Consider the following 8,338-nt stretch of genomic DNA (forward strand, 5'->3'; position numbering starts at 1 on the left):
CCCGATTGAATATCGGAATCATGTTTTAACAACCTTAACGGCGTAATACTAAATTGTCCCAATTTTGGGGGTCACATCAGCCTCTTGCTTATTTTAGGTATTGCACTGTGATGTCGCTGGCGTTGATCAAGAGCATCTGGCAATTTGCTGGGCAGTAAGGCGGAGATATTGCTCGGTTTGCTTAAAGTCAAAGTAGCTTGCCTCACCCTAGTCAACCTTTTAGGCAAAGGCGTGCAGCCACTTGGCAATTTCTGATTCCGGCTTGTTCCATTCATTAACGATCTGCTTAAAGACTGCCGGTGCCCGCTTGACTTCTTTCTGAAATTCTTCGTTGACATAAAGCAAGCGGAAATGGCTGCCATCGTCTAAGGCCAGGCGGGTCGGCTGTCGCTGACCAAGTCCACCAGGCCAACACACTGGTAGAACTTGCTCTGCTGCCAGTTCTCAATTTCGATCCCCTTTTCAACCACCAGCTTGGCAAACTCACCGGTTGGCAAGGGCTTGATGTAGTAAAAGCCCTGGATCCGCTCGCAGCCAATCGACTGCAAGAAGTCCAACTGCTGCTTAGTTTCAACCCCCTCAGCCAAAGTATGGATTCCCAGGTCCTTGGCCATCTTCACGCAGGCGGATATGATCTCATCGAATTCAAAATTCTTGAGATAGTTTAAGGAAGAATAGCCGCTACCAAAGTCGTCCTTCCAGACTTCATAACCAGCCTGGCGGAAGTTATGAATGGCCGCCGGCAACATCCTTAGATAAGGCACTTTCGGTGATTTCCACGCGGACTAGGGACCAGTGCAAGCCATTTTTCCGCATGGCCTGGTTTAATTCGGTCAAAGGATCCATCATCTGGAAGTCTGCCCGGGACAAGTTGATGGAAACTGGCACGAGCTTTTCTCCCTTGTCGATACGTCCGCGCAGGCCCTGGGTAACTTCTTGGATGACATAACGGTCAACCTTGTAGGACAAGTTCATCTCTTCAAAGAGGGGAATAAAGTCGCCCGGTGCCAAGAAGCCCTTGACCGGATCAATCCAGCGGATCAAGGCTTCCGCCCCGCAGAGGCGGCCGGTCAAGGTCCGGATGACTGGTTGGTAGTAAACCTGCAGGTAGTGCTTTTCAATAGCTTCATCCAGGTGGTCGATCAAGTACTGCTTTAATTCTTCCTTTTCCTGCATGGCCGAAGTGTATAAGCACCAGCTCTGCTCAGGCTGCTTCTTTGCTTGGTCCGCAGGCCAGCTTGGCCCGGTCACAGGCTAAAGAAGGACTGACTTTCTCATCATACTGGTAGACTCCGACCCGCACCCGGAGCTGGCTAAAGGCAGGCGCTTTAATCGGGTGTGCAGGCGGATGATCTGCGCTCCCAGTCACCTGGTTCTGGATCATAAACATAGAACTTACTAAAAAGGCCTTCCAAAAACGAATTTTGGAAAGCTTTTCTTGTGAATTATAAAGTTACCTGCTCATTTTCCTTAACCCGGGCCCAGTTGTGGGGATCCTGCAGGGTCGTGTCCAGCTTGCCCAGCATGTGGTCCAGCTTGTGGTATTCGGTGTCCCTTTCTTCATCGGTCGTCTTGGCCAGTTCTGCCTTCAGTTCATCCGCAAAGATGGTTTCTTCGGCGTTGGTCCAGAAATAGTCTTCATACTGGATCCCGCTGAAGTGCCAAGGCTTAAAGAAGAGATTGTAGTGGATAAGGCCAGGATTTTCCAAGGCCGCGGTGTTTTCGTTTGGCATGGCGTTCCAGCGGCCGTCCAGGTACTTGATCCGGCCGGAGCAGATTTCATTTAGGTAGTCCTGGTCCGGGGCGATGCAGTCAAAGTGGTAGCGGCCCAAGAGGCTGAAGAACTTGTCAACGAAGTTTTCCTCTCTGAAGGCCTTGGCGTTCATGACCAGCATCCCTGAATTGATGTATTCCTTCGGATCCAGAGTCAAGACTTCCTTGATATAGCGGAGCATCTTTTCCACGAACTGGATGGAAGTGTCGGTGCAGGCACCCAGGAGATTATTGCCTAAGTCATGGTCATAAAGCTTGGCGATGTCGTCATTTAAGACCGTGTCACTGTCGATGTAGACTACCTTGTCGTATTCCGGGAAGAGGTCCGGGATAAAGAGGCGGTAGAAAATGGACACGGCAAAGAAGTCGCCCCGCAAGTAGTTCTCCTTCCGGTCCTGGATTGGCTTGAGGAGTTCGTCGGACATCTCGTAGAACTTAATGTGGACATTGTCTCTGTTATAAGCGGCCAGGGCCTTTTCATGGTCCCGGCTTAAGCCCTGGTGCAAAAAGGTTACCGTGTAGTCACGCTTTGGGTCAGCATGCTTGACTAAAGAGTGCAGTGAGACAGCCGCGTATGGGGTGAAGTCGTCACTGATTGAATAAAATACTGGAACTGTCATTAATATTTCCCCTTTCCATCTATCCCCAATCATATGCTACATTGTAGCTCTTACCAGCATTTTAGCAAGGGGAAAGTGCAAATTGTATGAAATATTACATTCGTTTTCTCTATGAGAAAAGGTAGTGGAGGGCCTGGCGGACGCTGGAGACCGGAATTACCTCAATCCCCAAATCCTGCAAGGCCGAGCTCATATTGTATTTCGGGATAAAAATCCGCTTGAAGCCAACCTTGCCGGCTTCCTTGACCCGGGCCTGGATCTGGTTGACCCGACGGACTTCCCCGGTCAGGCCGATTTCCCCGACAAAGCAGTCAGTCGCGGAGATTTCCTTGTCATAGTAACTGGAGGCAATGGCCATGGCGATGGCCAGGTCAATGGCCGGTTCGTTTAAGCGGATGCCGCCGGTCGCTGATAAATAGGCGTCCTGGTTCTGCAGCATTAGGTTCCCCCTTTTTTCCAAAACGGCTAAAAGCAGGGAGACCCGGTTGTAGTCCAGGCCCGAAGTAGTCCGCTTGGCATAGCCGAAGGCGGTTGGGGTGACCAGGGCCTGGATTTCGCCCAAGATCGGCCGGGTACCTTCTAAAGAAACGACCACGGCTGACCCAGTTGAGTCGGGCAGGCGTTCATCTAAGAAGACCGCGGAAGGATTGGTCACTTCTGCCAGGCCTTCGGTCTTCATTTCAAACATGCCGATTTCGTTGGCCGCCCCAAAACGGTTCTTGACTGAGTGCAGAATCCGGTAGGCATGGTGCTCGTCACCTTCAAAGTAAAGGACGGTGTCAACCATGTGCTCCAGGATTTTCGGCCCGGCGATGGACCCTTCCTTGGTCACGTGGCCGATGACAAAGACAGTGACCTGGTCCAGCTTGGCGATCTTCATCAATTCGGCGGTAACTTCCCGGACCTGGGAAGCTGAGCCCACCATGGAGTCCAGGCTGGGTTCATTCATGGTCTGGATGGAGTCGATTACGACAAAATCTGGCTTAACGTCGTCGATCTGGTCGCGGATGTGTTCCATGTTGCTTTCCGGGTATAAAAGCATGGGGCTTTGGCCCAGGCCTAAGCGGTCAGCCCGCAGCTTGATCTGGCTGGCAGATTCTTCCCCGGAGACGTAGAGGACCTTGTATTTTTCGGCCAGTTCGCTCATGATCTGCAGCATCAAAGTGGACTTGCCGATGCCGGGGTCCCCGCCGATCAAGACCAAAGAGCCTGGTACGATCCCGCCGCCTAAGACTCGGTTGAGTTCAGAGGACTTGGTTAAGACCCGTTCTTCTTTTTCCGCCTTGACGGTGGACATTTTAATGGCTTCTTTAGCACCCACGCTGGCCATCAAGCGGCTGGGGGTAGCTTTAGTAGAAGTCTGGCGGACCTCCTGGCTTTCTTTTTCAAACTGGTTCCAGGCCCCGCAGTTCGGGCACCGGCCCAGGTAAGAAGCGGAGATGTAGCCGCAAGACCGGCACTTGTACTGGGTTCTAGCTCTGGCCATTACTTGCCGCCCTTCTTGCCGGTTGAGCCAAAGCCGCTTAAGCGCTGGCTTTCAATTGGCTGGTCGTCATCAGTTTTGAGGTACTTAATAAAGATACCCTGAGCGACCCGTTCACCCTTTTTGATCTTGAGGGGACGGACGCCGTAGTTCAAGACTTGGATGAAGATCTCCCCTTCATTGTTTGGGTTGTTGTAGTAGTCGCTGTCGATGACGCCGATCCCGTTTGGCAAGGACAGGTTGCGCTTGAAGGTGTTGGAGGACCGGTTGGCCAGGATCAGGACCTCGTCTTCTGGCATATAGGCCTTGATGCCAGTTGGGACTAAGATCGGCTTTAAGACTTCTTCAGCCTGCAAAAAGTCGCTTTCGATCAAGTCATGGCCGTTTCTGATCAAGCGGAAGATCCTGACGAAGTTCAAGCTCCAGATGCTGGGGATGGTGATGTCGCGGGCAGCTTCGATGTCGTAGCCGGCGCTGGCCAAAGTCTGCCGGCGGGGCAGGGTCAAGCCTTGTCCTTCATACTTCTTAACTACTTCAAAGCCTCTTACTCTGTTCATGTTTTTTTGCTCCTTTAATTATCTAGACATCTATTTTACACTAGTTAAGACAGCAAAGAAAAAGGCAAGGACCGCAAAATATTTGCCGCTTTGAAAGGAAAAGCTATGCCAGAAGAAAGAGAAAAAGTCATTGAAATCAAGGCTGACGGCCAGTTGGTTGCCAAAAGTCCCCTCCTCTTGATCGAGAGAAAGAGCGGGCCGGTTTGGGCCATGAACCAGCTTTTTATCGCGCCGGGGGCACCAGAAGGAACTTTGGACCAAGTGATGAAGCAAGTAGAAAAGCTTTGCCAGGAGACGGGCTTAAAAGTTTGGCCTTTAGACCCGCAAGTGATCGCTTATTGTCAAAAGCACGGGGAATTGACGAACATTTGGGCCGGGAAACCAACAAATTAAGCTACTTTGATAGACGGCCTTGTTTTTATGGGCTAAAATGAGCCTAGACAGTTTTTTAAAAAGAAAAAAGAGGAACAGGAGGCAATAGGATGTCAAAAGAAATCAGCTTTGACACGATCGAAAACTTCACCAGCAACTTGAGCAAGCACCCAGCTTACGGGGTAGCTGCCAACGCTGCCCAAACCAACGGGATCTTCAAGGCCAGCCAAAGCACCCAAAGCAAGGTGGACCTGGATCCGACCTTCTCAGTGGAAATCGACACTGGTTCAGTTACTAACCAAAAGCAGTCAGGCCGCTGCTGGATGTTCAGTGCTTTGAACACCATGCGTCACTCAATCCAAAAGGAGTTCAAGCTGAAGGGCTTTGAATTGTCACAGAGCTACACCTTCTTCTGGGACAAGTTTGAAAAGTCAAACTTCTTCTTTGAAAACGTGATCGGCTCAGCTGACAAGCCACTGGGCGACCGGAAGGTCTCCTTCCTCTTTGCTACTCCGCAATCAGACGGCGGGCAATGGGACATGCTCTGCGGCTTGATTGAAAAGTACGGGATCGTGCCGAAGAAGGTTTACCCGGAAACTGCTAACTCAGAAAACTCCCGCGCTTTGAATGACACTTTGAACACCATGCTCCGCAAGGGCGGTTTGGAACTGCGGGCTTTGGTCAACGAAGGCAAGAGCGCAGAAGAAGTAGAGGCGCACAAGGCTGAACTTTTGGACGCTATCTTCCGCATGCTGGCTACTTCATTGGGCTTGCCGCCAAAGAGCTTCAACTTTGAATACACTGACGATGACGGCAACTACCACATCGACAAGGACATCACCCCGCAAGACTTCTTCAAGAAGTACGTTGGCTGGGATCTGGAAAACTACATCTCAGTTATCAACGGGCCTACTGCTGACAAGCCATACAACAAGGTCTTCTCAGTAGAATACCTGGGCAACGTGGTTGGCGGCCGGCAAGTCCGCCACCTCAACCTGGAACTGTCCAAGTTCAAGTACTTGATCATCAACCAATTGAAGCAAGGCGAAGTTGTTTGGTTTGGTTCAGACGTTTCCAAGGGCGGTGACCGGGAAGCCGGGCTTTTGGACACTAAGATCTACCAAAGAGACCAGCTTTTTGACTACGACTTCTCAATGAGCAAGGCTGACCGCCTGGACTCAGGCGAAAGCATGATGAACCACGCCATGGTTATCACTGCCGTTGACCTGGTTGACGACAAGCCAACTAAGTGGAAGATCGAAAACTCATGGGGTGACAAGCCAGGCTTCAAGGGCTACTTCGTCATGAGCGACGAATGGTTCGACCAATTCGTTTACCAGGCTGTTTTGAACAAGGCCTTCCTGCCAGAAGACGTTAAGAAGGCTTACGACGAAGGCAAGGAAAACCCAATCGAACTTCTGCCATGGGACCCAATGGGCGCTTTGGCTTTCGACTTCTAATAGATTTGAATAGATATGAAAAACGAGTTGCATCGCGCAACTCGTTTTTTGGTATGTATGGAAATTTAGTGTTGAACAAAACATTGAATCACGTCTTTGGCATTCAAATGCGTCAGCAAAATAGCGATGTTTTGATCTGCTTTTGGCAGCCAATCATTATTGAGGTCCACGTATTTTTCCGTCCGCGTCCCCCCTTCTTCTGGCATGATCAAGGCATCCACCGTTCTCGCAGCCCGTTTTCTAAACAAGAAGTGATAAACCAGCTGTTTGTGATTCAAGTCTGTCAGCTTAGTGTAATCACATGAAAAAAGCTTTTCCCCGCAATCCTAAGGAAAAGCTTTTTCTCCGTCTTTTACCAAATGTACAAAAGTCTGGTCCGGTCCAGATTGCTCAAATTAAACTGGTGAACGTGTGATTCATCGTTTTTCGGAAATTCTCTGATAAAGTCAGCCACGTTGTAAAGGCCGGTCGTGTAAGACCAGGTCCCCTTGACCTTCTTGACCGGGTCCAGCATCTCGTTTCTGATCGGGTAAGCCGAAATCAAAAAGTGCTTGTGGTGGAACTTAAAGGCAAAGTATGGCAGACGGAACTCGTCGACCACCTCTTCCTTGGTCTTGCCGATCGTCACCACATTCCGGTAAGTCCCGTACTTTTCACTGAACTTGTCGTTGAAAGAGAAGTAGAAGTTGGAAATGTGCACATGTGGAAAATCTTCTTCCGCCACCTCGTCAGGTATGGCAATCACATGTGAATAATGGTCCAGATTGTTCTCTCTCTGCTGCAGGGCCTGCTCCATCTGGTTGGGCTTGATCCCCTTAACCCACTTGGGCAGCTCCGGGTGCGCCTTGTAAGAATTGTACATCATCGTGATGACTTCCGGCTTCACCCAGTCGTATTGCATCCGGATCTGGTTTCTCTTCAACAAACCTTCCAGGGTCTGGTTCTGCATAAAATCAACCACATAGCACTCGTAATGGTACTTCTCGCACCACTTCTTGTAGTGATCGATCTCGCTGGCGACAATGTGGGTCCCGTCCACGATGACGGTTTCCCCATAGGACATCTTGTGCTCAACCAAGTTGTCCTTCATCCGCTTGGTCTGTTCCGTGACATGCCGCGGAATAACCTGGTGCAGAACGTCAGTCTTCTGGTCATAGTAAACGGTCAGGTTCGCCAAAAGCAGGCGGATCGCATCCCCGCTGATCGCGTACGGCAATAAGTGGTGCCGGGCGATAAATGAAGACTTGCCAGAGCCGGGCGCGCCTCTCAAAAGAAATAATTTGCGCATATCTAGCTCCATTTTAAAAAATCTATTTTGAATATATTCAGAATAGATTTTACCATAGATTGCCCCCGACATTTAGCAATCTGGCAAAAGTCGCCATAAATTTTTGCTTTTTCTAATTTTTCGCCTGCATGTCCTTGCCGTCCCGGTCACCCACGATAAAGACCAGTTCCGTCTGGCAGACCAGGTCCCCGTTCACTTTAGCCACTGCCGCCACGCTCCCCGTCTTAGCCCGGACCTTGAGCATCTTCACTTCCATTTCCAAAACATCACCCGGCCGGACCATCCTTCTGAACTTGGCCTGGTGGATCGCTCCAAGATAAGCAGTCTTCTTGTAAAAGGCCGGTGACTTCAAGATCAAAATCGAGGCCGCCTGGGCCAAAGTTTCAATGATCAAGACCCCGGGCATCACCGGATTTCCCGGGAAATGCCCCTGGAAAAAGGGCTCGTTGATCGTCACGTTCTTCACGGCCTTGATCCTTTTGTCGGCTTCCAGTTCCTCCACCCGGTCGATATAGCAGATCGGGTAGCGGTTGGGAATCAAATCCATCACTTCTTGGGCTGTCATTACTGGCATCTTATCACACTTTCCGTTTATAAAATCTTTTCACAAGTTTTCTAATAACTTGTGACTAAGTGTAACACTCCCAAAAACGATGTCAAGCTTTTCAATAACCGCTGATTTTTTCCGAGTAAAAAAGAAGAAAAAAGGTTCAGTATAAATTCTTGTGTAAATAGAAAATAGGCAACAAAAAAGAAGGGTTGTCCCTTACAATGTTAATAACGAC

Annotated in this window: 12 protein-coding genes; 2 read left to right on the top strand and 10 right to left on the bottom strand. The window is 49.9% G+C overall.

The features are described from left to right. Positions 1 to 219: 219 nt before the first annotated feature. The 7 genes from FD23_RS10705 to FD23_RS07495 all read right to left on the bottom strand — a co-directional run bounded on the left by FD23_RS10705 (position 220) and on the right by FD23_RS07495 (position 4,433). Entirely contained in the window at positions 220 to 417 is a 198-nt protein-coding gene (locus FD23_RS10705; protein WP_230844880.1) for a hypothetical protein, read from the bottom strand. Beyond that, on the bottom strand, positions 366 to 749 hold the full coding sequence (locus tag FD23_RS07470) for an EAL domain-containing protein (protein WP_230844877.1): 384 nt from the start codon (positions 747 to 749) through the stop codon (positions 366 to 368). The genes FD23_RS10705 and FD23_RS07470 overlap by 52 nt, the downstream gene beginning before the upstream one ends. Further along, on the bottom strand, positions 727 to 1,176 hold the full coding sequence (locus FD23_RS07475) for an EAL domain-containing protein (RefSeq protein ID WP_052335812.1): 450 nt from the start codon (positions 1,174 to 1,176) through the stop codon (positions 727 to 729). The genes FD23_RS07470 and FD23_RS07475 overlap by 23 nt, the downstream gene beginning before the upstream one ends. Before the next feature lie 28 nt (positions 1,177 to 1,204). Beyond that, positions 1,205 to 1,384 (bottom strand): hypothetical protein, encoded by a 180-nt coding sequence (locus FD23_RS10710; protein ID WP_230844878.1) that lies wholly within the window; start codon positions 1,382 to 1,384, stop codon positions 1,205 to 1,207. A 61-nt stretch (positions 1,385 to 1,445) separates the two neighbouring features. After that, complete coding sequence (locus FD23_RS07485) at positions 1,446 to 2,393, bottom strand: glycosyltransferase family 8 protein (protein ID WP_052933741.1); 948 nt, start codon at positions 2,391 to 2,393, stop codon at positions 1,446 to 1,448. A gap of 109 nt (positions 2,394 to 2,502) precedes the next feature. After that, complete coding sequence (radA, locus tag FD23_RS07490) at positions 2,503 to 3,879, bottom strand: DNA repair protein RadA (RefSeq protein ID WP_025896254.1); 1,377 nt, start codon at positions 3,877 to 3,879, stop codon at positions 2,503 to 2,505. After that, positions 3,879 to 4,433, bottom strand: coding sequence for a dCTP deaminase/dUTPase family protein (locus FD23_RS07495; protein WP_052933742.1), 555 nt, complete (start codon positions 4,431 to 4,433; stop codon positions 3,879 to 3,881). Before FD23_RS07495 ends, radA begins: the two co-directional genes overlap by 1 nt. A 105-nt stretch (positions 4,434 to 4,538) precedes the next feature. On the opposite strand from FD23_RS07495, the gene FD23_RS07500 reads away from it, so the two are divergent. Beyond that, positions 4,539 to 4,826 carry a hypothetical protein gene (locus tag FD23_RS07500; protein WP_003615858.1) on the top strand — a complete coding sequence of 96 codons (288 nt, stop codon included), beginning with the start codon at positions 4,539 to 4,541 and terminating at the stop codon, positions 4,824 to 4,826. Positions 4,827 to 4,915: 89 nt separating this feature from the next. Beyond that, the gene (pepC, locus tag FD23_RS07505) at positions 4,916 to 6,265 is read left to right on the top strand and encodes an aminopeptidase C (protein WP_025896253.1); all 1,350 of its coding nucleotides are present in this window, start codon (positions 4,916 to 4,918) and stop codon (positions 6,263 to 6,265) included. Positions 6,266 to 6,330: 65 nt separating this feature from the next. Here the strand turns inward: pepC and FD23_RS07510 are convergent, their stop codons facing one another. From FD23_RS07510 to fabZ, 3 genes are all read right to left on the bottom strand, one after another. Beyond that, the gene (locus tag FD23_RS07510; RefSeq protein WP_014565238.1) at positions 6,331 to 6,543 is read right to left on the bottom strand and encodes a hypothetical protein; all 213 of its coding nucleotides are present in this window, start codon (positions 6,541 to 6,543) and stop codon (positions 6,331 to 6,333) included. Positions 6,544 to 6,617: 74 nt separating this feature from the next. Then, complete coding sequence (locus tag FD23_RS07515; RefSeq protein WP_025896252.1) at positions 6,618 to 7,553, bottom strand: AAA family ATPase; 936 nt, start codon at positions 7,551 to 7,553, stop codon at positions 6,618 to 6,620. 112 nt (positions 7,554 to 7,665) lie between these two features. Further along, on the bottom strand, positions 7,666 to 8,127 hold the full coding sequence (gene fabZ, locus FD23_RS07520) for a 3-hydroxyacyl-ACP dehydratase FabZ (RefSeq protein ID WP_002879757.1): 462 nt from the start codon (positions 8,125 to 8,127) through the stop codon (positions 7,666 to 7,668). Between the last annotated feature and the right edge of the window lie 211 nt (positions 8,128 to 8,338).

Origin of the sequence: Lactobacillus delbrueckii subsp. delbrueckii DSM 20074 = JCM 1012, from assembly GCF_001433875.1 — a bacterium.
GTDB classification, from domain to species: domain Bacteria; phylum Bacillota; class Bacilli; order Lactobacillales; family Lactobacillaceae; genus Lactobacillus; species Lactobacillus delbrueckii.

Coding starts and splice junctions, on each gene's coding strand:
- FD23_RS07515 (WP_025896252.1), bottom strand. CDS start 7,553: ATGCGCAAATTATTTCTTTTGAGAGGCGCGCCCGGCTCTGGCAAGTCT.
- radA (WP_025896254.1), bottom strand. CDS start 3,879: ATGGCCAGAGCTAGAACCCAGTACAAGTGCCGGTCTTGCGGCTACATC.
- FD23_RS07485 (WP_052933741.1), bottom strand. CDS start 2,393: ATGACAGTTCCAGTATTTTATTCAATCAGTGACGACTTCACCCCATAC.
- FD23_RS07495 (WP_052933742.1), bottom strand. CDS start 4,433: ATGAACAGAGTAAGAGGCTTTGAAGTAGTTAAGAAGTATGAAGGACAA.
- FD23_RS10710 (WP_230844878.1), bottom strand. CDS start 1,384: ATGATCCAGAACCAGGTGACTGGGAGCGCAGATCATCCGCCTGCACAC.
- pepC (WP_025896253.1), top strand. CDS start 4,916: ATGTCAAAAGAAATCAGCTTTGACACGATCGAAAACTTCACCAGCAAC.
- fabZ (WP_002879757.1), bottom strand. CDS start 8,127: ATGCCAGTAATGACAGCCCAAGAAGTGATGGATTTGATTCCCAACCGC.
- FD23_RS07500 (WP_003615858.1), top strand. CDS start 4,539: ATGCCAGAAGAAAGAGAAAAAGTCATTGAAATCAAGGCTGACGGCCAG.
- FD23_RS07475 (WP_052335812.1), bottom strand. CDS start 1,176: ATGCAGGAAAAGGAAGAATTAAAGCAGTACTTGATCGACCACCTGGAT.
- FD23_RS07470 (WP_230844877.1), bottom strand. CDS start 749: ATGTTGCCGGCGGCCATTCATAACTTCCGCCAGGCTGGTTATGAAGTC.